This window comes from Bradyrhizobium sp. SZCCHNR1017 (assembly GCF_032381375.1).
Classification (GTDB): Bacteria; Pseudomonadota; Alphaproteobacteria; order Rhizobiales; family Xanthobacteraceae; genus Bradyrhizobium.
Genome location: NZ_JAUHIR010000026.1, coordinates 31,943 through 55,648, shown reverse-complemented (window position 1 = coordinate 55,648; position 23,706 = coordinate 31,943). Strand labels below are relative to the sequence as shown.

The 23,706-nt window shown below is 65.5% G+C and carries 16 protein-coding genes; 11 read left to right on the top strand and 5 right to left on the bottom strand.

The window, feature by feature from the left end; genetic code table 11:
- The first annotated feature begins 109 nt into the window (after positions 1-109).
- The gene (locus tag QW863_RS34575; RefSeq protein ID WP_315716480.1) at positions 110-1,357 is read left to right on the top strand and encodes an amidohydrolase family protein; all 1,248 of its coding nucleotides are present in this window, start codon (positions 110-112) and stop codon (positions 1,355-1,357) included.
- Between the two features lie 840 nt (positions 1,358-2,197).
- Here the strand turns inward: QW863_RS34575 and QW863_RS34570 are convergent.
- A complete protein-coding gene (locus QW863_RS34570) occupies positions 2,198-3,040 on the bottom strand; it encodes a hypothetical protein (RefSeq protein WP_315716481.1) in 843 nt (280 codons plus the stop codon).
- Between the two features lie 123 nt (positions 3,041-3,163).
- On the opposite strand from QW863_RS34570, the gene QW863_RS34565 reads away from it, so the two are divergent.
- A complete protein-coding gene (locus QW863_RS34565; protein WP_315716483.1) occupies positions 3,164-3,415 on the top strand; it encodes a hypothetical protein in 252 nt (83 codons plus the stop codon).
- Positions 3,416-3,434: 19 nt separating this feature from the next.
- Positions 3,435-4,493 carry a PIN domain-containing protein gene (locus QW863_RS34560; RefSeq protein ID WP_315716485.1) on the top strand — a complete coding sequence of 353 codons (1,059 nt, stop codon included), beginning with the start codon at positions 3,435-3,437 and terminating at the stop codon, positions 4,491-4,493.
- A 332-nt stretch (positions 4,494-4,825) separates the two neighbouring features.
- On the opposite strand, the gene QW863_RS34555 is transcribed toward QW863_RS34560, so the two are convergent.
- On the bottom strand, positions 4,826-7,978 hold the full coding sequence (locus tag QW863_RS34555; protein ID WP_315716486.1) for an efflux RND transporter permease subunit: 3,153 nt from the start codon (positions 7,976-7,978) through the stop codon (positions 4,826-4,828).
- Positions 7,971-8,978, bottom strand: a complete 1,008-nt coding sequence (locus tag QW863_RS34550; RefSeq protein WP_315716487.1) for an efflux RND transporter periplasmic adaptor subunit — start codon at positions 8,976-8,978, stop codon at positions 7,971-7,973. The genes QW863_RS34555 and QW863_RS34550 overlap by 8 nt, the downstream gene beginning before the upstream one ends.
- A gap of 755 nt (positions 8,979-9,733) precedes the next feature.
- On the opposite strand from QW863_RS34550, the gene QW863_RS34545 reads away from it, so the two are divergent.
- The 8 genes from QW863_RS34545 (at position 9,734) to QW863_RS34510 (ending at position 22,090) form a co-directional block, all read left to right on the top strand.
- On the top strand, positions 9,734-15,025 hold the full coding sequence (locus tag QW863_RS34545) for an AAA family ATPase (protein WP_315716488.1): 5,292 nt from the start codon (positions 9,734-9,736) through the stop codon (positions 15,023-15,025).
- Positions 15,026-15,057: 32 nt separating this feature from the next.
- Positions 15,058-16,527, top strand: a complete 1,470-nt coding sequence (locus tag QW863_RS34540; RefSeq protein ID WP_315716489.1) for a formylglycine-generating enzyme family protein — start codon at positions 15,058-15,060, stop codon at positions 16,525-16,527.
- A gap of 9 nt (positions 16,528-16,536) precedes the next feature.
- Positions 16,537-17,145, top strand: coding sequence for a DUF4399 domain-containing protein (locus tag QW863_RS34535; RefSeq protein WP_315716490.1), 609 nt, complete (start codon positions 16,537-16,539; stop codon positions 17,143-17,145).
- A gap of 271 nt (positions 17,146-17,416) precedes the next feature.
- On the top strand, positions 17,417-17,680 hold the full coding sequence (locus QW863_RS34530) for a hypothetical protein (protein WP_315716491.1): 264 nt from the start codon (positions 17,417-17,419) through the stop codon (positions 17,678-17,680).
- 439 nt (positions 17,681-18,119) lie between these two features.
- Positions 18,120-18,398: a PepSY domain-containing protein gene (locus QW863_RS34525; RefSeq protein ID WP_315716492.1), complete on the top strand. Its 279-nt coding sequence runs from the start codon at positions 18,120-18,122 to the stop codon at positions 18,396-18,398.
- Positions 18,399-18,408: 10 nt separating this feature from the next.
- Positions 18,409-19,188: a cytochrome b/b6 domain-containing protein gene (locus QW863_RS34520; protein WP_315716493.1), complete on the top strand. Its 780-nt coding sequence runs from the start codon at positions 18,409-18,411 to the stop codon at positions 19,186-19,188.
- Positions 19,189-19,803: 615 nt separating this feature from the next.
- Positions 19,804-20,145 (top strand): cupredoxin domain-containing protein, encoded by a 342-nt coding sequence (locus QW863_RS34515; protein WP_315716494.1) that lies wholly within the window; start codon positions 19,804-19,806, stop codon positions 20,143-20,145.
- Positions 20,146-20,233: 88 nt separating this feature from the next.
- Positions 20,234-22,090, top strand: coding sequence for an outer membrane beta-barrel protein (locus QW863_RS34510; RefSeq protein ID WP_315716495.1), 1,857 nt, complete (start codon positions 20,234-20,236; stop codon positions 22,088-22,090).
- Positions 22,091-22,441: 351 nt separating this feature from the next.
- Here the strand turns inward: QW863_RS34510 and QW863_RS34505 are convergent, their stop codons facing one another.
- A complete protein-coding gene (locus QW863_RS34505) occupies positions 22,442-23,230 on the bottom strand; it encodes a TonB family protein (protein WP_315716496.1) in 789 nt (262 codons plus the stop codon).
- Between the two features lie 26 nt (positions 23,231-23,256).
- On the bottom strand, positions 23,257-23,706 hold the full coding sequence (gene exbD, locus QW863_RS34500; RefSeq protein WP_315716497.1) for a TonB system transport protein ExbD: 450 nt from the start codon (positions 23,704-23,706) through the stop codon (positions 23,257-23,259).

Here is a 23,706-nt window from a genome sequence, read left to right as displayed (position 1 = left end):
TTCCGTCCCGGGCTGGCTCGAGGCCGCAGGACAGGATAGGGGAGAACACCGTCATCGTCGGCCCGCTCCGCCCGCTGACGCACGCTTCGCTCCGATCGAGGACACCTTGATGTCGACCATCCTGTTCAAGAATGCCGCTCTGCTCGACCCGCTGCAGCCGGAGCTGCGCGAAGGCCATCACGTGCTGGTCGAGGACCATCTGATCAAGGAGGTGTCTGACAAGCCGCTGCAGACCAGCGTCGACCAGGCCATCGATCTCCAAGGCAAAACGCTGATGCCCGGCCTGATCGACCTGCACGTCCATGCGATCGCGGTCGAGCTCAATCTCGCACAGCAAGTGCAGATGCCGAATGTGCTGGTGACCCTGCGCTCGGCGCTGCTGCTCAAGGGCATGCTGCGGCGGGGCTTTACGACGGTGCGTGACGCCGGCGGCGCCGGCTATCCGCTGAAGCAGGCCGTCGACACCGGCCTCACCGAGGGCCCGCGGCTGTTCGTCTCCGGCCGGGCGCTCAGCCAGACCGGCGGCCATGGCGACATGCGGGCGCGGACGGATTTCCTTTCCGACAACGCACCCTGTCCCTGCTGCGTGCGCGTCGGCGCGCTGGCCCGGGTGGCGGACGGCGTCGATGCGGTGCGCAAGGCGGTGCGCGAGGAGCTGCAGATGGGCGCCGACCAGATCAAGATCATGGCGTCCGGCGGCGTGGCCTCGCCGACCGATCCGGTCGGTGCGTTCGGCTACTCGGAGGACGAGATCCGCGCCATCGTCGCCGAGGCCCGCGCGCGGCAGACCTACGTCCTGGCGCATGCCTACACGGCGGAAGCCATCGCCCGCGCCGTCCATTGCGGCGTGCGGACCATCGAGCATGGCAATCTGGTCGACCTTCCGACCGCGCGGCTGATGGCGGAGAAGGGCGTCTATGTCGTCCCGACGCTCGTCACCTACGAGGCGCTCGCCAATGAAGGCGCGCAGTATGGGCTGCCGCCGGAGAGCGTCGCCAAGATCGCCGATGTGCGCGATGCCGGCCTGCGTTCGCTCGGCATCTACCGCGACGCCGGCGTCAAGATGGGTTTCGGCAGCGATCTCCTGGGACCGTCCCAGCGCCTGCAGAGCGATGAATTCCGGATCCGCGCCGAGATCCTTGGTCCCCGCGAGGTCATTGCCAGCGCGACCGTGATCGGCGCCGAGGTGCTCGGCATGGAGGGTAAGCTCGGCCGCATCGTGCCCGGTGCCTTCGCCGACCTGCTCGTGGTCGAGGGAAATCCGCTGCGCGACGTCTCGTGTCTGCTCGGCCAGGGCGATCACATTCCGCTGGTGATGAAGGCCGGCAAGGTGCACATCGACCGGCTGAACGCCTGAGGCAACTCGACGCCGACGTCCACCGGGCCAATGGTCGACAGTCGTGGCGTTGGTGCGCGCTGTCATGCGAGACGTCCATCGTCTCTCCACCGCTTCGACGCTGCAGGCGCTGACATCTGCGATGAGTGCTTCTTGGAACGCAGTCATTCGGCCTCGCGGCGCTCCGTGCGTCCGAGTTGTGCGGGTCGTTTCGCCCTCATCGACGAAGAGGGCGCAGGGAATGCCGGGAGCTGGCCGCCCCCATGGCCCGCCTGCGAAAAAAATGCAGGCGGCAGGAACCACAGGTTCAGCCGAGACATCCCGGCATTCCCCGCGCGATGGTTGGGCGGCTTATACGTCCTCTCCCCGGGGACCGGCTGTCTTGCCCCCGTCACGGACGGATCATCGTCACCGTCCGCTTGGCCTCAGCACCGGGAGGCCAGGACCCTACGATTTCGCCGGCGCATCGGGCTCGTTCGTCCGCACGATTGCTCGCGCTGCGATCCAATGCACCCACCGCATCCCGCACCCACGTCTCGTGACGATCGCGAAGCGCCCCTCATTGCGGGACGGGATGCGCACAGTCAATCATGTTTTTCTGAAAAACGAAAGTAGAATATTTTCCGTGGGAGGACTGGACAAGGGTGATGTGCTTGAGGCGGTGAGTAAAATCAGATTTTGGGCGCATCGCATCAGAGGTTGACTTGTCGGTCGTGCGCGCCTGGCTCCGGGCCCGCACGAGTCTCGAGAAGCATATCCGCTCAAGCCCAGCAGGCTGACGTCTTTGGCGGCGGCCGGAAGGTCCGAGAAGGGCGACTACCGGACTCCACAGGGCTCGTGTCGTTCGCCAGAATAGAAAGCTCAACGTTTGGCTTTCATTTCGCCCAAATGTAGATCGCTGGGATATTCAAAAATCGGCGGAATTGATGGTGGTTCTCCCTTCCCATTCTTCAATGCGAAAACAAGTTTTGCGCCTCGTTCAGGTGGTGGATCGCTAAAAATAAACAGCTGCGCCCAACCATTGAAGCCCATATCGACCCACCATGCGCCCTGAATTTGGATGCGATCAGGAAGCGCCCGTACCTGCAAGACCACAAGGCCCCGCGAATCCTTCACTTCAAGGGCATCGTCCGAGTAATTCCTATCCCACGCTCGACCGGGCGACACCTTCCATTCATTACGAACGATTTCTGCAATGACGTTACCATCAGCATCTCCAATCTGAGTGGAGACCTTTATTTTCCCGCCAACAGATTCGACGGTAAATTGAGACGCCTTTAATGCAGGCAACAAGAATGCCCCATTAGGGTCTTTTTCCATTTCGTCGTATGTGCCCTGACCAAAGCCCTTTGGGGCTAGTACGACACCCGACGTTCCAATCTGGATTAGTGGGGTCTTTCCCCCGTTAGTAGCGGAAAAAAGCAATTCAGATTTCGGTACCAAGACCCCGGCATAGCTTGGGACGGCATCAGGCCGAAAAAAGAAGGCAAGAAGAATGAGAACGCCCCCAGTCACAAGCGCGCACCCCGCTTGAACTGGAAGCGGTTGGCCTCTTAGTCCAAAGAGGACAACCGCCCACGCAACCGCCAAAAGGCATTGTGTCGCTGTCACGCTAAATTTCCCGCTGAGCGCGAGGGCGCCAAGGATAACAGCGGCGGAAAGTGCAGTGTATGGACTTTCCAGTATTTTCTCGATGTTCTGCATGCAAGAATCTCCCCCTGCGTGCACCATACCTCAAAAACACCCGCCGTCGGGGCGAATGTTCACTTTTTGTGCCGCATTTTCAGGCGTGGCTACAATGATCCAAACAATCAGAAGGAGTGACAAATGCCGGAAGACGCACCGCTACCCAACGTCAAAAAGGCGACCGCGATTTTGGTCACCTGCTTGGTCGAGACGCTGGCAGACGCCGACCCATCGTTCAAAGATCGCTTCGTCGCGAAGCTCGACTCAGCTTATGCCAAGATCAGGAACGACACCGACGATCTCAACGCACTTGAGCTCCTATCTTGGAGCCGCGAAATGGTAACCGGCTTTAGCCTAGCCGATAGCCAGGGGACGCCCTTCCTTAAGGGCTAAAAGCATGGGGTCGGCCCGAATGTCACACCACAATGCGAACTACTGCCTTTTGCTTGATGCCAACGTATGGGTCTCAGAGCGAATGCTCCATAGTTCAGTAGGCAGCGCAGTGCTATTTGCGGTCGCAGCAAATAGCGCCACGATTGTGCTCCCGGAAATCGTTGAATTGGAAGTTGATCGTGTTTTGAAGAATGAGGCAGGCAAGGCTAGTGCCGCACTTCGAAAAAGCGTCGATCTCCTGCGACAATTATCGGGGCATGAACGCATCTTGCAGCCAGTACCGACTGAGAAGGCGATTCACGAGGGTATGGCGCGAAGGTGGAAGGAGCTTGACGGCGTCATTGTTCGCGCCCCCTTCACCTTTGAGCAGGCCAGAGCGTCACTGCAACGTATACTTAATCACGCTCCTCCCTGCGGCGAAAATAACGAACAATTCCGCGATTGCTGCATCTGGGAAACGGTGTTGGAGTTTTCTGCCTCGCGCATTGTGCATTTCGTGACAAATGATTCCGCCTTCTATGAAAACCGCGATCGACTGAATATAGTAAAGCCACTGAAGAACGAATTAGAGACTCTCGGAAGAGATGTGCGACTGCATCGAACAATTCAGACGTTCCTTGCTGCTGTGTCGCAAAATGAAATCACGATCCTTGAGAAAGATACGATCTGTGATGCTGTTGTCGAAATTGTCACGCCAAAAGCTCAAGAAATTGCTTCGGAAAGAGCGGTGTCGCGAGTTCCTGCCCATATTGGGGCGATTAAGCGCTTTGAGCTCAGCGACGCACAGAACGTAATTATCAAGGGATACGCGACGCCAAAAAAATCCATCGTCGCCGTAACGTTTGAGGTTTTGTTCGATCTATTACTATTCCGCAGCGATGAAGGCGAGGAACAACAGATTGATACCACTTTGAGACTGGAAGGTTCGTGTTCGTATAATCCCACTTTGCGTGAAACCTCTGACTTGCTAGTCAGCACATGGCACCACACCCTCAAAGGAACAGGTTTTAACTGGTCAACACACTCCGCTATTGGGGCTGAGTATGAGCGTCAGCTGATGGAGACGCGGTATATTTGAAAAGGCAAGCTCGTAGCCCGTAGGCTGGTTGGAGCCGAAGGCAAACTCACCATCTTGACGATTCATAGCGGCGGATCATGACGCGCCCCGCGAGCTTCGACCGGGGCACAAGATGGTAGCGCGTAGTCTCCTCGACAACGCACATAGTGACTGTGCCGGCATGTCAGTTTTGGGCTGAATGCGGACGCCGCAGACTCGGTCGCGAAGGTCTGCAGTTGACCAGTGGCAAGCTCGTCAACACGGGTCGGAAGTCAATCGTCTTCATCCGGCCCGCATGGTGACGCGTCGAGCAGCCACGTGCGGCGAACGTCGCGGACGGCTAACGCCCGCGATCAGCTCGCCGCGACATCTGCGCGGGCCTGCACGCCGCGCGCGAACCGGCCGAAGCGCAGCGCCAGCGTCGGCAGCACCAGCAGGTTGAGGGCCATCGAGGTCAGGAGTCCGCCCAGGATAACCACGGCCATTGGTCCCTCGATCTCGCGGCCCGGCTCGCCGGCGCCGAGCGCGAGCGGCAGCAGGCCGAGGCCGGTCACCAGCGAGGTCATCAGGATCGGCACCAGGCGGTCGGCGGCGCCGGCGATCGCGGTCTCCAGGGTCCAGGCGCGGCCTTCGACGACGACCAGATGCTCGTAATGCGAGATCATCAGGATCGAGTTGCGCAGCGCGATCCCGAACAGCGTCACGAAGCCCACCATCGAGCCCAGCGACAGCACGCCGCCGGTCAACGCGACGGCGATGACGCCGCCGACGAAGGCGAACGGCAGGTTGATCAGCACCAGCACCAGGTTGCGCCAGTGCCCGGTGACGAAGGACAGCAGCAGCACGATGCCGATCGTCGCCAGCAGCGAGTTCACCAAGAGGTCGCGGCGCGACTTGGCCTGCGCCTCGGCCGCGCCGGTGAACTCGACATGCGCGCCCGGCGGCAGCTTGACCTCCTTGGCGATCTTCCGCTTGGCCGCGGCGACGAAGGATTCGAGATCGCGCTCGGCCACGTTGGCGGTCACGGTCTGGACGCGCTGCCCATTGCGATGAAACACGACGTAGCGCCCCGCGGTGCCGTAGATGTCCGCGACCTGCTTCAGGAGGATGTAGGCGCCGCTCGGCGTCCGGATCGGCATGTTGCCGATCTCGGTCGGGCGTGCGCTCGCATCGGGATCGAGCTTGACGATGACGTTGAAGACGACGTTGCCTTCATAGGCCTGGCCGACCACGTCGCCCTGATAGGCGGTGCGGATCAATTCCAGCACCTCGACCGCGTCCAGGCCCCAGGATTGCAGATCGGTCGGGCGCAGGGTCACGTTGACCTGCGGCATGCCCGGCGGCGACTGCTGCTGGATGTCGATCGCGCCCCAGACCTCGCCGAGCTCGCGCGCGATGTCGCGCGCCGCACGCTCGAGATCGTCGAGATCGGGGCCGAACACGTTGATGACCACGGCGGCGTTGAAGCCGGACAGCGTCTCCTCGATGCGCTCGGTCAGGTAGGTCTTGATCGACAGGTTGATGCCGGCGAAGTTGGCGAGCGCGGCGCGGATGCGCTGCTGCGCCAGCTCCTGCTGTTCGCCGGACAGGCCCGGCTTCAGGTCGACCTCGATCTCGCTCGAATGCGTGCCGGCGGTATCGACGCCGGCTTCGGCGCGGCCGGCATGCTGTGCCACGCTGCGGATCTCCGGCACGCCCTGCAGGGCCTCGGCGATCAGCGTGCCCAGCCGCAGCGATTCGTCGAGTGAGGTCCCCGGCAGCGTCGAGACGTGGAGGATCAGGTGGCCTTCCTTCAGGTCGGGCAGGAAGGTGCCGCCGAAGAACGGCACCAGGCTTGCGCCGCCAGCGGTCACCAGCACGGCCGTCAGCATGACCGACTTGGGAAAGCGGCCGAGCCGCCGCAACAGCGTCTCGTAGTGGCGGCGCGACCAGCGCACCAGTGGCGGCTCGCGTTCCTCGCGCGGCTTCCGGCCGGCCAGCAGCAGCATCGACAGCGCCGGTGTGACCGTCAGCGCGACGACGAGCGAGGCCACCACGGCGAGGATGTAGGCGATGCCGAGCGGACCGAACAGCCGGCCAGCGAGGCCCGGCAGCGCAAGGATCGGCACGAACACCAGGAGCACGGCGAAGGTCGCATAGGCGACCGCGCCGCGCACCTCGAGCATGGCATCGTAGACGACGCGCGCTTCGCTGCGCGGCGACGGCAGGCCGCGGTTCTCGCGCAGCCGGCGCACCACGTTCTCGACGCCGATCACGGCATCATCGACCACCTCGCCGATCGCGATGGCGAGGCCGCCAAGGGTCATCGTGTCCAGGCTCTGTCCCATCCATTGCAGCGCCAGCACGGCCGATAACAGCGACAGCGGGATCGCGGTGCAGCTGATGACGGAAGTGCGCCAGTCATAGAGGAACAGGAACAGCACGATGATGACCAGGGCGCCGCCGATCAGCAGGGCGAACAGCACGTTCTCGGTTGCCGCATCGATGAAGGTCGCCGGACGGAACAGATCGGCGTGCAGCCTGACCTTCTCGCTGTCGAGCGCCGGGCGCAGCTCCCGCAGCGCGGCCTCGACGCGCGCCGCGACGGTGCGTGTGTTGGCGCCGAATTGCTGGCTGATCATCATCATGATGCCGGGCCGGCCGTTGATCAGCGCCCCCCCGATCGGCGGCTCCGGCGCGTTCACGACCGTCGCGACGTCGCCGAGCACCACGCTGGCGCCGCCCTGGTGCAGCAGGACCGTGCGCGCCAGCTGCTCGGGTGTCAGCGACTGGCCCTGCGTCTGCAGGATGACCCGTTGATTGGCGGTGTCGACGAAGCCGGCACCGCGCACGCCGGTGGCCTTGCGCGCGGCGGCGACGACGTCGTTCATACCGACGCCGAAGCGGACAAGGTCGTCGGATCGCACCTGCACCTGCAGCGACCGGATGTCCCGGCCATAGGTCGTGACCTGCGCCACGCCCGCGACGGCCAGCAGCCGCCGGCTCACGGTCCAATCGGCGATCGTGCGCACATCCATCAGCGAGCGCTGCTCGGAGGTCAGCCCGATCGCCAGCACGGTGCCGGCCGCCGGCACCAGCGGCGTCATCGATGGCGCCCGCACGCCCTGTGGCAGGCTGCCGGCGACGACCGCGAGTCGCTCGGTCACCAATTGCCGCGCCCGGAACACCTCGGTGCCGGGCTGGAAGATAACCGAAATGACGGACAGGCCCTGGATCGACGACGACCTCATGCTCTCGACGCCGGCGAGACCGTTGATCGCGATTTCGATCGGCTGCGTGACCAGCACCTCGACCTGTTCCGGACTGAGCCCGGGGGCCTCGGTCTGGATCGAGACCTGCGGCGGCGCGAATTCGGGAAACACCGCGTAATTGGCGCTGCCTAGCGAGAAGATGCCGTAGCCGAGAATGGTGCAGGCCACCCCCAGCACGATCCCGCGGAAGCGGATGGCAAACGAGATCAGCGCCGCCTGGGGGCCGGTCGCGGCGCCGCGAACGCCGTCAATCATCGTCGCCGCCGCCGCGCAACTCGCTCTTGGCCTCCTCCGACAACAGCACCTGCGCGCCGCGCAGAACGATCTCGGAGCCCGACGGAATGTCCTGCACGACATAGTCGTCGTCGGACACTGGCTGGTCGGTGCGGATCGGGTGGCGCTTGAAGATCTCGGGACCGGCGCGCAAATAGACCCACGAGCGGCCCTGCCATTGCACGATCGCGGTGTCCTCGATGAAGACGCCCTCGAACGACTTGCCCGAGGGCACGTAGGCGGTGGTGTTCATCCCCGGCAGCAGCCCGCTGTCGCCGGCGGCGACGAAGTAATAGCTCACGCCCTGGATGCGCGGATCCGTTCGCGGCGCAGCCGACAGATAGCGCAGATCGATGTTGACGCTGCGGGTCGGCGCCTGCGCCAGCGCGGCGCGCGGCGGCGCGGCCAGAGTCACGCCGGGCGGCAGCGTGACCTGCACCAGCAACTGCTCGCGTTCGATCAATTGCACGACCTGCGGCGAGCGCTCGATGATGCCCTTTCCAATGACCGCGCCCCATTCCTGCCGCGCCGTCGCCATCAGGGTCTTCACTTGCGATTCGGCGGCAGCCAGGCTGGCTTGATCGGTCCGGAACGTGCCCTCCGCCGCCTCGGCGTCCTTCCGCGGCATGGCCGCCGACTGCACGAGGTCGCGGGCGCGCTCGAACGCCAGTCTTGCGACGTCGAGCTTCGCTTGCGCCGTCTGCAGCTGGGCTTGGGCGTTGGCGTAGTTGTTGGTCAGGTCGGTCAGCCTGGCGACGTCCAGCACCGTGCCGTAGGCGCGAAACTGTTCGGGATGGGATTCCGCCGCCAGGACGGCGGTCTGGAGTCCGATCTGCTTCTGTTGCGTTGCGGAAAGCTTGACCGTTGCCGGCTCCCGGCCTGCCGCGCCGTCAGACTGCGCCTGCGCGCGCGACGACAGGGAAACCACCGTGAACAGCACGGCACCGCATGCGGCCGCAGCTCTTGTCCGTTGCCTCACCATGCAGTCCCAGCCCCATCGATCGGGGAAACGTCTGGATGACGTTGATGTCGCTGCAACAACAGCTACTTCAGCTTCGCGGGTGTTTCAAGCAGCGCTCGCTGCAGGACGGTCGCGTCGGATCCGGCAACTCCCCGGGCTCTGTCCGGCTATCGCTTGCCAGCGCCGTTTCCGTCGGATGCGATCCCGGTACTTGCGGAGGGGAGCGCGCAGCGCGATGCACGCAGGCGCCAATGCTTGTGGCGCCTGCCTTGCAAGCGAGCCGCATGCGCGGCGGGTTCGTGGCCGAACATGGACCGCAGCCGCGCTGCGGCGTGGAGATCGGGCGTTCGGCATGCGTCGGGATATTTCTTCTTGAGTGTTAGAAGTATTCTTAGACACATTCCAGCGTATTCGTCCGCAACCCAAGCTTGTTGCCGGCCACGCGCGCCGCGCTACACAAAAAGCCGAGACTAACAAACTTGTTAGGCACGATTTTCCTCATCGAATGACCCGGGATTTTTTCCCGATTCCCCGACAGGGGCGAGAATCGTCACATTCATCTACCTGTCGGGTCATTGATGTGACCTCACTTCGCCATACCCCTCCGCAACGAGTCGGGAGTTCCGTCGACGTTGCAGCGAGGCAAGCTTGTCCACTCTGAACCCACCCTTCGATCGCCCGGCGCACCGCGATCACGCGCAGGGCCATCCTTGTCGGTCAGCCTCTCGCCGAGCTCCCGCCGACGTCGCGGCCGACTTCAGAGAAGGATCTGTGCGATGAGCCAGCTGGTGAATGTGCGGCCCAACGAGGCCGGCGCGGGCGATCGCAAGGCGCAGAGCAGTGCAGCCGATCACGGCATGCGGCTGCTTGGTGCTATCGGCGCGGCGGCCCTGGAGCCGCAGTCGCCGACCGACGCCTGGGCGTTCTCGACGAGCGAAGCGCTCGGCACGGGATCGGTCGTCGAGCCGTTGCAGGACGTGCTCGGCAGTCTGACCGAGATCATTCGGGCCGAGGGCTCCCCGGCGGAGCGGCAGCCGGATCATCCATTCGCCGACGATCATGGCTTCGCGCTCGACCAGGAGGAGCTGGCGGGTCTGCCGGGCGTGGTGCTCAATACCTTCGATGTTGACGGTCCGGTGTGGCTCGCCGTCGAGGCGCTTGCTGCGACACAGCCCCCCGCCATCGACTACGATCTCAAGATCTGGGTCGAGCCGTCGTCCGAGCCCGACCGTCGTCCATCGCCGCACGAGAGCATCGTGGTCACGGTCGATGAGATGGAGAAGAACCGCCTCACCTTCGCCCGCCACGCACGGCCCGAGGATTTTTCGCCCGCCCCGGCGCTGGGCGCCTGGACCGGACGGCTGCGTCTGGAGCAGCGTCCTGACCTCGTGCAGCGGATCGAGCGCTATATCAGCGGGCCATGGACCGCCTGGGCCGACACCGAGCGCATGCGCCGCCGGACCATGGCGATCCATCAGCGGCTGCGCGACATGGCGGCCACGGCCGGCGCCGATCAGGCGATCGAGGTCATGTGGGGCATCGCGCTGTCATCGTGGCGGCAGGGCGGGCGCGAATTCGAGTTGCCGCTGTTCGAGCGCGCGGTCGAGATCGAGATCATTGCGCGTCCGGATGCCGAGGTCAGGGTCCGGCCGCGCTTCGTCGGCGCAACCGTCAATTTGAGGGCGCTCGATGCCGTGGCGCCGGACGTGGCGCTTGCCGTGCGCGACAAGCCGGATCGCCTGGTCGAGGCGCTCGAGCAGCGCGCAGAGCTGTCGCCGTTCACGCCGGTCGGCATCGATCAGATCCTGAGCGCCGCAGGCGCGCAATCCGGTTACAAGACGTCGCGCAGTCTCGCATCTTCGGACGATGCGCCGGCCATGGAGGCCTCGGAGGCCGCGCTCACGTCGGGACGCTGGGTCATATCCGCGCGGCGGCGGCCGGAGAGCCTCGCCATGCGCGACATCGACCGTCTCAAGAACGCGATCGAGCATGCGCCGCAGAGTGAGTGCTGCCTGTCGGGAGCCGTGAGCGCGCTGCTCTCGCAGCCGGATGGACGTGGCCACGCCAATGCGCGCCGGCACCTGTCCGGCATCGTCGGCGGCCCGATCGACCTTGCGCCTGCGCCCAAGCCTGCTGCGGTCGAGCAGGGCGATCTGTTCTTCCCGCTGCCGGCTGTCGCGGAGGATGTCGAGGTCGTACGCGAACTGTCGCGGTCGGATGGCCTGATGGTCCAGTCTGTCGAACGCGACGATCGGATCACGGCGCTCGTCAACGTCGTCTGCCATCACCTCGCGCTCGGCTCGCGCGTCCTCGTCGTGTCCAGGGACGAGGCTGCACTTTCGCTGCTGCATCAGAAGCTGCCGCCGGCCATTCGCGAGCTGACCGTCAGCTCGACCGGCTCCGACAAGGACGTGCTCAGGAAGGCCGAAGCCCTGGCGGGCCGGCTGCAATCGATCCTGGATACGCCAAATCTGCGCGATCAGGTCGGTCAGATCGGCCGGCTCGAACGCGACATTATCTCGAAGCGCACGCAGATCGCATCGCTCGACGACGAGATCGCCGAGATCGTCCGGCGTAACCTGCGGCTCGCCGGCGGCTTGCCGGAGCTGCCGTTCGATTTGTTCAAGGCGCTGGTCGGCGAGCAGGACGCGCATGCCTGGTTCACCGACCGGCCGAAGCACCTGCTCGCAGCCACCGACCCGCTCGTTACGGCGATCGACAAGGCACGCGAGGCGCGGCTGCGGCTTGCCGCTGATCTCAAGCACATCGATGTCGAGTTGCCGGAGCTCGCGGCGCTTCCCGACACCGCCGCTATCCTGCGTCTGCACGCGGAGCTGCAGCACCAGGCAGGGCTGACGTCGGACGCTGGCCGCGACGAGGATCTCGCGCTCGACGCCATCGCGACCTTCGGGCTCGACGCAACCAACCGCCTGGCGGCCGATCTCGATGCGCTGGTAGCCGGCCATCGCGCCATCGCCGAGGAAACCTGGCTCGCGCGGCTGTCGCCGCTCGGCGCCGCCAAGGCTGACGCTCCCGCAGGTCTCGACAAGGTCGTGGGGTGGGCGCGTGATGCGTCGTTCCAGCTGTCGCGGAGCGCCGAATTCGCGAGGCGCCAGGTGCAGGCGCCGGTCGAGGCGTTCACCAGGAGGGACGCGATCCGCGTGGTCGAGCGGCTTGCGGCCGGCGAGAAGCCGTTCGCGCGGTTCTCGCCCTCGCGCCGCGCGCTGAAGGCCGCCGTCGAAGCGATCACGGTGGACGGTGCCTCGCCGTCGAAGCCGGCGGACTGGCAATATGTCGGGCGCTTCCTGCTGTGGCGCCACGACCTGCATGCGTTGCGCGCGCGCTGGACGTCGATCGCAACGCAGATCGGTGCACCCGCGCTTCAATTGGAATCGGCGCGGGCGTTCGATGACCTCGAGCACATCGTCAAGAGCGTCGAGGCCGCCATCGTGACGGCCGCGCTCGCCGTCCGCAGCGTGGCCGATGCCTGCTCCAAGCTGTCGGTGCCGGACGGCGACGTCAGGGCGATGCTGGCCGATGCACAGCGGCTGGCCGCGTTCGGCGCGGCGATTCGGACCGTCATGACGCGCGTATCGGGACCGCTGATCGAACTCGCTCGCCTCGGCGAATTGTTCGCCCGGGCGGGAGAACTCGCCGTCTCCGTTCAGGAGAACGTGCTGTCGCGGGTCGGTGACGCCGAGACGGAGCCGCAGGAGCTCGAAACGCGGTGGACAGGCATTCTCGCGACCATGGAGAAGATCCGCGAGGCCAGGCCGGACTACGAACTCGTCAGGACCGCCTGCCGGATGGTGACTGCGGCGGGCGCGCCGAGTCTGGCGCAGCGGCTGCGGTCCGCGCCGGGCGCGGGCGAGGCGAAGGATGCGGCGACGCTCGCGGAATGGGTGGCGGCCTGGAATTGGGCCGTGCTGATGCGGATCGAAAGTCCGGAGGAGCGGCAGCTGCTGCATGACCTCGCGGCTCAGCGCGCGCGGCTGGAGACGCGGTCGCTGGCCTTGTTCGAAGCGGTGATCGGCGCCCGCATGTCGCTGGGCATCGCGCAGAATGCGGGCGTCGCCGTCAGGCAAGCGGTGAAGCGGTTCAGGGACTCGATGCAGAAGATGGCGTCGGCCTGCTCCGGTCCGACCGCACGCCGACTTCGGCTTGCTGCGCGCAGGTCTCTCGACGGCTGGCTCGAGGAGATTCCCTGTCACGTGATGCCGGCCTGGCGTGTCGCCGAGTTGCTGCCGGCTCGGATCGGCACCTTCGATCTTCTGGTCGTCGAACACGCCTCGCGCTCCGATCTGCGCGAACTGACGGCGATGCTGCGGGCCCGCAAGGTTCTGATCAGCGACGAGCGTCACGACGACGGAGCCTTGGTCGAAGCCGGCCGCAACGATCCTGTTGTCAAACGCACCGAGACGAACACGCTGCGCCGCGTTCCACCAGCGCTGCGGCGGCTGCTGATGCCGGGTGCCTCGCTGCGCGATCTCGCCGCGATCCTGTTTCCCGATCGCATGATCGAGCTGCGCGCGCGCCCTGCCGGCGTCGAGACAGCCTCGGTCACAGCTTCGCTGCTGCCCGCCGATACGTCCAGACCGGCCGATGCACCAGCCGCCGAGCTGCCGCGGCCGGCCCGCGCGGCAGCGCCCGCGCCGAAGCAGCGGCCGCAGCCACGGCAAGTCTTCACGACGCACTCGCTCGAAGAGGAGATCGCCACCGTCGCGAAATATCTCTCGATGGCTCGCCGCTCGGGGACGGACATCGTCACGGCTGCCGCCGGCAAGCCGAGCGCGCCCGCGATAGCGCAGCGTGCCGAGAGCCGCGCGGCTGCGCCCAAGCCCGCGCCGGAGATTCGCGTGCTGCGCCGGCGTCCGCCGCGCGAGCCGGCCGCGGACATCGTGACGCCGGTTGTGACTCCGGCTCCGCCTGAGCTGCCGACCGTCGCGCAGCCAGCCACGGTCGAGCCGACCCAGCCGAGCGCGGCCGCCGTCACTGAAGCGCCGGTCATCGTCGCCGACCGGGCTGCGGTGCCGCAGCGCCCTGCCGAAAAAAAGGTGGTCACGGCGGAGATCGAGGCGGAGTCCACGGGCGCCGCGCCGGCAGAGCCCGTGAAGCCTGCCGTCGTTGCGACACCCGCTGCGGCAGCGGCTTCTGCCACCACTGAGCCCGCCGCCGCGGCTGCAGCCCCGGCGACCGAGATCAAGATTCACCCCTCCCTCCTCGCGATGGCCTTCAAGGCGACGGAGAACGCCGCGGCACCACGCCGCCGTCGGCCGAGCCGGCGGGTGATGGCATTTGCCGCGGCCGGATTGCTGGTAGTCGTCGGTGCGGCGGTGTCCTGGGAGCGCGCGTCGGAATGGATCCAGCTGTCCCTGAGCGGTGCGACGGCAGCGTCGGCTCTGCCGAGCGAACCGGGCGCCCACAAGGTCAGTGCAGAGCGGATCACGCCCGAGGCCAAGCCGGTGGTTGAGGCCAAGCCGGTGGTTGTCGCCGCGGCCGGGGAGCATGCCACGGTCGGCATGAGCGTGCCGGTCAGCACGCCGGCGCAGGCGTTCCTCTATCATGAGGATCCGCAGGATCCGAAGGGCAAGCGTTATCCTGGCAAGGTCACCTGGTCGATCGAGCAGACCAAGGGGCCGCGACTCGATACGGCGCCGGCGATCAAGGGTGAGATCGAGATCGAGAACGGCACCAAGGCCACGATCTCGCTGCGGCGGAACGCCGACATGGAGATGCCGGCGAGTCACATCATGGAGCTCAAGTTCGACTGGCCAGATCAGTCGGTCAGCGGCCTGACCAGCCTGAGGGGCATCGGCCTGAAGGGCGAGGAGGCCGAGCGCGGGACGGCGCTGGTGACCCAGACCGCCCGGGTGACACCGAAATACTTCATGGTCGCGCTGTCGGCCAACGAGGTCGATACCAAGCGCAATCTGATGCTTCTCAAGGGCAAGCAGTGGTTCGACATTCCGATCGTCTACGAGGGCGGCAACCGGGCGCTGCTGTCGATCGAGAAGGGATCCGACGGCGACCGCGTGTTCAAGGACGTGTTCGCCAGCTGGGGTCAGTGACGGGGTTGGCGGGCATCACGAGCGAGGACAGCATGAGCGAGAGTTCAGCGTTGCAATGGCTGCGGGCTCCCAAGCTCGCCGAGGATGCGCTGCCGGAGGATTCCCGTGCGGTGGCCTGCCGGCGCTGCGGCCGCACGGTGCAGGTCTCGCTCAGCCCGATGCGTCCGCCAAGCTTCCTGCGCGTCGAGGATCAGGTCGAGTGTCCCGAGGTGCAGGAGCGCTGGACCGGCAAGAGCGAAGGCGGGCTGTTGCTGATGATGTGCGGCGCGCTCGAGCAGTCGCTCGATGCCGAATGGGAGATCGCAGAGCCTGAGAGTGCGGCTCGACGAGAACCTGCACCAGTCTCTCCGGTGCGCCCGTCGCCCGGGCCGGCGGCGCCCCTTCCGGACAGATGGGACGACGGTAGCGACGGTGATCAGGAGGAGAGGGGTAAGGGCGGCCGGCTGAAGGCCGTGTTCGCGCCGGCGGCAGGTGCGCGCAAGAAGCTGATCCGCGGAGCGCTCGGCGTCGTGGTCCTCGGCATCGTCTTCCTCGGCGGCGTGCTGTTGCCGCTACGCGAGATCAGGCTGCTGATTCAGGCGCCGCCTGGGTCGGCCGGATCGTCGAGCTCGCAGCAGGAGGCGCAGTCCGCCGCGCCGCTGCCTCCGCCGCGCCGGATCCTGCTGGAAGCCGCCGGCGCGCGCCAGGACGCCGCGCGATCGCCGTCCAGCGCCTTCATCGCGCCGCGCCAGGATGCTCCGGCACTCGAGGCGACGCTGGCGCGATCATCCGACACGGCAGCCATTCCGCGGCCCGCGCCGGCGCCGGAAGCCGGGCCGAAGCTGCGCGTGCCTGAGCTGGTTGCGATCGCCGGTGGCAGTTTTGCGATGGGCGGCGACGACGAGTCCGAGCAGCCGGCGCATCAGGTCAGCGTGCGACCGTTCTCGCTCGGCAAGCATCCCGTGACGATCGGCGAGTGGAAGCAGTGTGTCGCCGCGGCAAGCTGCGCCGACATCGCGGCCGGCGCGGATGATCGTCCGGTCACCAACCTGAGCTACGACGACACGCAGGCCTATCTCGCCTGGCTGTCGAAGGCGACCGGCAAGTCGTTCCGGCTGCCGTCCGAGGCCGAGTGGGAATATGCCGCGCGCGGCGGCCAGCGCACCCGCTATTGGTGGGGCGATCGCATGCGCCCCGGCATGGCCAGTTGCAAGGGCTGCAACGGCACGGGCGACGCCGAGACCGACCAGCCGCCGAAGATCGGCAGCGTCCAGGCCAATCCTTACGGCCTGTTCGACATGGGCGGCGGCGTCGGCCAGTGGGTCGCCGACAGCTGGCACAAGAACTACAAGGGCGCGCCGGCGGATGGATCGGCCTGGCTCGAGGAAGGTAGCTATGCCCGTGTCATCCGCTCGGGATCGTGGAAGAACGGCGCCGCCGATGCGCGGGCCGGCAGCCGCGACCGCTATGACGGCCGCATCCGGCATCCGACCCTGGGTTTCCGCATCGCGCTCTCACCATAGGGGATTTGCATGCTGCCGAGGTCTGCGCGACTCTGCCTCATCCTGACCGCATCGCTCGTGCTCGCGCCGTCATTGGCGCCGGCCAAGGGAACGAAGGCTGCGAAGGATGCCCGCGTCTATTTCATCTCTCCTGCGGACGGGGAGACGGTGACCGGGCCCTTCATCGCTCGTTTCGGACTGCGCAACATGGGCGTTACCCATGCGGGCGACGATTTCGCCGGCAGTGGCCATCATCATCTTCTGGTCGACGTCGACGAGACGATGCAGGCCGGCGAGGAGATTCCGCGCGACAAGAAACACGTTCATTACGCAGCGGGGGAGACGGAGGCGCGGATCGAATTGTCGCCCGGCAAGCACACGCTGCAGCTCGTGCTGGGCGACACCAGGCATCTCAACTTCGATCCGCCCGTGATCTCCGAGAAGATCATGATCACGGTGAGCAAGCCGAACGGAGGCGAGCAGGAGGCGCGCGCGACGCGCAGCGTCACCGTCCGAAGCCGACCGCAGATCCGATCCGTACCAACCGAGCCGCCGGCCCAGCCCGAGCCGTCGCCGGAGATGACGAAGTCGCCCGAGAGCTCCGACTTCATCAGCCGCGTCTTCTCCGGAACGAAGTGACGAGCCTTCCATTCCCGACGGCCGGGCGCCTGATGCGCGTCGGCCTGCGCGCGACCGTGGGACGCAAGCTGGCTCGCTCCTCGAGGATCCATCGCTGAGGGCGGCGCTTGTCGCTCGATGGCGGCAAGGACGATCCACCATCGTCCTGCCCCTGCCGCAGCGATGGAATGATGCATGTCGAAATCCGCGCCAGGGCTCGCGAGGCATGCGCCGCACTGGGCGGCGCAAGCGCAGCTCACCCGGCAATGGCCGCTCGTCCTGGCGCGCGTCCATGGCAGATCCCGACGCAAGCGGGGACGTCGTTGCCGAGGCATCCGACACGTCGTTTTCCTGCAACGACTCGCCATCCTGGTCGGCAGTCAGTGTCGGCAAGGGCATCGCCCGCGCCCAGGATCAGGATGGCTGCGCCGCTGTCCGCACGGATGTGCGTTTGACGGCCGGACGATGCGTGCGCAAGCAGCCGCATCGTCATCATCCACCATCGATCTCGATCCGGTCGTGCGAACGATGGCGACGCTCAAAAAAAAATTTCTGAGGCTTAAGGTCGCAGCCTTGTAGCTGTCGGTTCCTTTCTCGCCTCACCATGGTCACAGCGGCAATCGGGCAGGAGTGTGGTCCCGCACACAGCGCCGTCCACGCCTTGTGCGGGAGCAAAGCGCATGCGCCTCGCGATGATGCTGCTACATCCTTGCGAATCAATATCAGTTGCAATGCGCGGGGAACCGCGCGCGTTGTCGAGTCCTGAAAAGATCAGCGGCCTGCCGACACGGTTCAATCCTGACGGGACCGCATGTGAGTTCGCATCTCAGCGACATTGCGGCCGGATGCGGAACGTTTCGAGCCGCGCCTGCGTGATCGAGGCCATCCGCCGCGGATGATGATGTCCAAGTTTCGTTGAAATCTCCTCCCCTTTGTAGCCTGCGCATCGAGCGCTGTTGGCGCCGATGGCGCAGTCTTCGAGGAGGGATTTGATTATGAAGGTCATCAAGCTGATGGGCGTGGTCTTGGCGGCGGGTCTGGCGTCGGGCTCCGCAGCGCTCGCCGACGGCTACAAGGATTGCACCAAGCTCGACAAGGCGTCGTGGAAGACCACCGCCGAGGCCGAGGCAAAGGCGAAGGCCGCGGGCTACGAGGTTCGACAGACCAAGATCGAGGGCACCTGCTACGAGGTCTACGGCGTCAAGGGCGGTAAGCTCTATGAGCTGTTCTACAGCCCCGAAGACCTCGCGCTGAAGCACACCAAGGCGAAGTGATCTGATGGTCATGCGTGACGCAGGCCAGGCACAGCGGAGCGTCTTCTCCGAGACGCCGGCGAACTCGGGTTCGGGGACCGTAGCGGTCTGGGATTTTCCGCTGCGCGTCTGGCACTGGTCGCTCGCGGCCTTCGTGCTCGTCGCCTGCGTCACGCCCAACACGTTCGATCGCCTGCATCGCCTGGCGGGCTATGCCGTCATCGGTCTTCTCGCCTTCAGGCTGATCTGGGGACTGATCGGCAGCCGTCATTCGCTGTTTGCGCGGATCAGCCTCAAGCTGCGGGCGGCGCCTCAGTACATCGTGGGCATGTTGCGCGGAGAGACGGGACGCTATCTGGGCCTGAACCCGGCAGGGGCCGCGATGCTGGTCGTGATGCTTGCGCTTCTGATCGTCTCGACCATCAGCGGCGTCATGCAGGTCTCGATCCGGTTCTTCGGCGTCGGCTGGATCGAGCAGGCGCATGCGCTGTCGTCCAATGCCATCATCGCCCTGATCGCCGTGCATGTGCTCGGCACGGTGTGGATGAGCGTGCTGCAGCGGGAGAATTTGATGCGCGCGATGGTGACGGGACGCAAGCGCGTGCCTGGCATCATGCGCGCCGCGCCTGCGGTGGCGCGCAGCGTCGCACGCCAGAGCCCGGAGCCCGAGCCGATGGCGGACGAGGAGCACGTATCCGTTGTACCCGATCTGCCGCCCCTGCGCGTGAATCCGGCCCCCGGCGCCGCGAAGCCTGCGCGTATGCCGCGATCCCTCAGCATTCACGACAGGCGGCTGGGGGTCGGCAGGTGAGACGGCGGGCATCGGTCGTGTGCGCTCGCCGGCGATATGTGCGTGCAGGCCCGCGCCTGATTTCATTTCTAGTGCGCGCAAGGCTTGTCCGCGCACGGCTCGAGCTGGATGGACGCACACGCATATTGCGGTCCATGCCGCGTGAGACCAGCACGAGCGTGTCCCTTCGTGCATCTCGCTCGCACTCGTCTCGATGAGCGGGCGCATGAGGATCATGCATGTGCTGTGCGCAGCGTAGGCGGTCGATCGTGAGTCTCGTGTGGTTCGCGGCGCGCGACGGCGCTGCATGACCTGTCGTGTCTCATATCAGCACAGATGCGAACTAAGGCGATTGTGCTGCTACCGACCGCAGTGACCGCTGATTTTCGTCGTTGTCATTCGGCGACGCGCATCGGCGATGCTCGAGCCCACGCGTCTGCGCGGCGACTTGACGCCGTACAACTAATAAATTCGCGCGCTTTGTCGCACACACAGATGTTGTCAAATTTCGACACGGCAAATTGCCGCATTCGGGACTTTATAGTCGTTCTATGAAGTGTCGAAGACTCGTCGAAACAGGCGAGCGCGGGAAGACGTTCGGCACATTCGGGTGAATTCGGGACAGGGACATACAGCATGAATCTCTTTGGGAAGGTACAGGCAGCAGGAGCCGCCGTGCTGTTGATCGCGGCGTTCGCGCTGCCGGCAGGGGCGGCTGAGACGACCATCGAGATATCGGTCAAGGACAACAAGTTTCAGCCGGCGGAGATGAAGGCGCCGGCCAACACGCCGATCGTGTTCAAGGTCAAGAATCTGGATGGCGCGCCGGTCGAGTTCGAGAGCGAGCCCCTGGAGTTCGAGACGGTGATCAAGCCCAACATGGAAGGCGTCGTGAAGGTCAAGGCGCAGAAGCCGGGACGCTACGAATTCTTCGACGACTTCCATCAGGGCAACAAGGGCGCGCTGATCATCGAGTGATCCGACCTTCGACGCCGTGATGCCGGGATGCGTCACGCCGCGGGCGCCGCGCTTCGCGGGTTGCCGAACTCGACGGAGACGAGGCTCTTTGGAACGGGCAGCACGAGAGACGGTCGCTTCCAGACGTGGCATCGGTCGCGACGTCTCACGGTGCCAGGAGGAGACGGTTGCGATCACCGTGCTGCTCGTGACGCTGTTCGGAGTCGCGCCGTCCTACGGTCAGACCGTCACGCCGGGGAGCCAGGTCAGGGCCTATGCAGATCCGGCGACCACCGACGCCGGACCGGTGGTGGTCGTACCCAATCGCCGCCGCCAGCCGGTGAGGCCGGCGAACAGCAATGGACCGCTGGTCATTCCGCAGGTGATCGTTTCGCCGGGCGGGGTCGAGCCGGAGCCGAAGGCGGCCACGCAGGTGGACGAGGCCCCGCCGCCGCGGCCGCGGTCTCCGATCGATGCGGGCGCGGGCGCGCTCCCGCAGGCCGCGCGCCGCGAGCCGGCGCCGCGTCTGGCTCCGGTTCGAAACGGCTTTTTCGGTGCACCGTCCGCCGGCCTCCTGGTCGGCGGCTGCCTGTCGACGCCAGGCCGGCTGTCGGTCACGAACGTGCCCAATCGCTGCCTGGACGCGCTGGCGTTCGCCGTCAGTCCGCCGCCGGCGACGCGTGGCGTGCTGCCGCGTAACCTGCCGCCGATTCCGCGACAGGATGCGCAGCCGATTCCGCCCGTTCTGGCGGACAAGCCCAAGATGCGGCTGCCGCCGGTGAACAAGGGGCAGAAGCCGCAGGAGCAGCCGCAGCCGCCGATGATGGCGGAAGACCCCTATGAGCCCAAGGGCATCACGGTGGGAAACTTCATCCTGAAGCCTGCGTTCGAAATGTCCTCAGGCTTCGACAGCAATCCCGGCCGTGTGCCGCAAGGCAAGGGCTCGGCCTTCGTCAGCGTTGCGCCGGTCCTGCTCGTGCGCTCTCAGTTCGAGCGGCATCTGCTCAACGCCGATGTGCGCGTCGGCTACATCGACTATGCGAAGCTCCGGCAGCTCAGCAGGCCTACCGTCGACGCCAAGGTGAATGGGCGCTACGACATCACCGATACGTTTGCGCTCAACGGCGAGGGCCACGTTGCCGTCGATGCCGATGATCCCGGCACGCCGCGCTTCGCCGGCCGGTTCGCCAGGATTCCGCTCGCCTCCACCGTCGGCGGCTCGGCGGGCGTCACCAAGCGGTTCGAGGAGGTCGAGGTCTCGACCAAGGCCGCCATCGACCGCGTCGCGTTCCAGAACGCGCCGCTCGTCGACGGCCAGATCGTCAGCAATGCCGATCGCAACTTCGTCCAATACGGCTCGCAGAGCCGCATCACCTACAATCTGACGCCGGAGATCCGTCCCTTCGTCGACGTCGCCGTCGATCGCCGCGTTCACGACATCGCGGTCGATGCCGAAGGCTTCCGCCGCGACTCCACCGGGACGGCGGTCGAGGCCGGCGTGACCTTCAACTACGCCGACAAGCTGACAGGCGACGTCGCCGTCGGCTATCTGACGCGTCGCTATCAGGATCCGATGCTCAAGCCGGTCAACGGCTTCATTGCCGACGCCAATCTGACATGGCAGTTCGCCAAGGAGACGGCGATCGCGCTGGGGGCCAAGTCGCAGGTGGTGGAGATCACCGAGCCCGGCATTTCCGGCGTGCTCAAGCGCGACGTCACCGTCGGCATCGAGCATCAGTTCGAGCCCTGGCTCGTCGGCACGTTCCTCGCCGGCTATGGCGAGGACGCGTTCACCGGCACGACGCGGGTCGACAACCGCTATCTGGTCGAGCTCGGCATGCTCTACAAGTTCTCACGCCTGCTGCAGCTCAGGGCCAGCGTCCGGCGCGAGGAGACGCGCTCCAACTTCCGCGAAAACAATCTGTCGGCGACCGTGGTGCAGGTCGGCGCGCGGGTACAGTACTAGACGAACGTTTCCATCCAATCGGCATGCGTGGTGGGTTGAGTCCCCACAGTCTCCAACGCTGTCGTGCCTCGCGAAAGCGGGGCATCCAGTACTTCCGTGGCGGCAGATGCCGAACCGAAACGTCACGGCGTACTGGATCGTCCGCCTCGGACGATGACAGCGAGGATACCCATCTCCGAATATGAGAGGAGACTTTGGAAAAGGTCGTCTCGCGGGAATTCCGGCCGGATACGGAAAGGTCTCGCGTTCCTTCGTCCGCGCGACCTAGGCCCAGCAGACGCAAAAAGCAGCGCTCGCGCCATTGCGAACGCTGCCAAGTCTTCAAGATACACGCGTCGAACGACGCACGGTCTACTTCTTCTGGTTGAAGTTCACGTCGAGGCTGAAGCTGAACTGATCGTCCGTCAGTCCGGACGGCGGCGCAGGCACAGGGTCGGAGCGGCGGATCATCGCCAGCGCGGCATCGTCGAACATCGAGTCGCCGGACGACTGCATGACGGACGCAGAAACCACCTTGCCGGCCCGGCTCAGCACCAGCGCCACCTTGACCGTGCGATTGTGCTTCTTGCCTTCCGGATAGCGCTTGTGCAGCTCGAAATAGGCGCTGATCTTTCGGCCCCAATCGTTGGTCAGCTTCTGCTTGTCCTTGCCCATTCCCGGATTGGGGGCCTTGGCTGTCTCGGCCGGCGGCGCGGCCTCGTCCAGCGCCTTGCGGGCCGATTCTTCCTGCGCAGCAGATGCGACCGACGCCTCGGCCTGCTGGGTTGCCTGCTGCTGTTCCTCCTTCTCCGGCTTCTTGGGATCGTTCTGCGTGACGACCCGATCGGCCTCCTCCTCTGTCTCGGTCGGCTTGTCCTTGACGGCGTCGGACTCCTTGACTTCGGCGGTCTGCTGCATCTGCTCCGGCGCAGCTTCGGCCGCGTCGCTGTCGGGACCCGGCGGAAGATCGTTGTCCTCGACCTGGGGCGAGGCGATCTCGAGCGCGAATTCGGCGCCGGCCGCGCCGAGACCGCCGTCCGCGTCATTGCCGCTGAGATGGACGACCGCGAGCGCGGCGCCGCCACCGTGCAGCATGAGGGCGCCGATCGCGGCTGAGATCCACAAGCGGCGCGACGCTCCCTGATACTTGTGTTCGACCATTCTTCAGTTCCGTCGTTTCACTGGTTTCAATGTGCAGCCTGGGCGGCGGCCTGTGAGACGCCTTCGACAGTCACGAGCTTGATCTTCGGATAGCCGCCGGTCCGCAGCAGCTCCATCACGTCCATCAGCTCTCCATACGCCACGCCCCGGTCGGCGCGCAGGAAGATGAACTTGTCCTTCGCCGCCTCGGGGATGTGCTCGAGCGTGCTCACCAGGCTCGCCCGTTTCACCGGCTCCTCGCCGACGAACAGCGTCAGATCCGGCTTGATGCTGACATAGATCGGCTTGTCCGGCTTCTTCTGCGGCGTGGCCGTCGATGTCGGGAGATCGACCGGGACGTCGACCGTCGACAGCGGTGCCGCCACCATGAAGATGATCAGCAGCACCAGGATCACGTCGATGAAGGGCGTGACGTTGATGTCGCTCGTCTCGCCGAGATCATCGTCGCCATCGCCTTCCGAGAGAGAGACGGCCAT